This is a genomic window from Cupriavidus sp. SIMBA_020, from assembly GCF_046535395.1.
Lineage (GTDB): Bacteria > Pseudomonadota > Gammaproteobacteria > Burkholderiales > Burkholderiaceae > Cupriavidus > Cupriavidus campinensis.
Genome location: NZ_JAWRWU010000149.1, coordinates 1 through 368, shown reverse-complemented (window position 1 = coordinate 368; position 368 = coordinate 1). Strand labels below are relative to the sequence as shown.

The following is a 368-nucleotide window of genomic DNA, read 5'->3' as shown; positions in this document are numbered from 1 at the left end:
AAATCAAGGGGATATGAGACAATTCCTAGAATGTTTCACGCTCAGACGCGTTTCGCTGAGGGTCAAAGTGGGTTTATCCGCACCAAGCGACACTTCCCGGCGCTCAAGGCATTGAAGTGTAATGATGTGAATGTATTTTGTAGTTATTTGAACATTTATGCGCGAATTACCCGTGGATTGACAATTCTCGCTGCCTACGCCATGCTTGTAGGAATGAACCGTCGCCAATGCCCGATTTCGCTGATTATTCGCACCATTCCTCGAATGGTGGGTTAGCGTACGACTGGCAAAAACGACAACGACCCGCCCCACGAGGCGGGTTTTTTATTTCCGCCTCCTGGCTAAACAAGTATCACAAGAGACAGCAC

Annotated in this window: 1 protein-coding gene; it reads left to right on the top strand. The window is 48.4% G+C overall.

Annotated features, from left to right (window positions below; all coding sequences use genetic code 11):
* Positions 1-276: hypothetical protein (locus SB751_RS28570; RefSeq protein ID WP_410748862.1), on the top strand; the 276-nt coding region annotated here is incomplete at its 5' end.
* Positions 277-368: the final 92 nt, after the last annotated feature.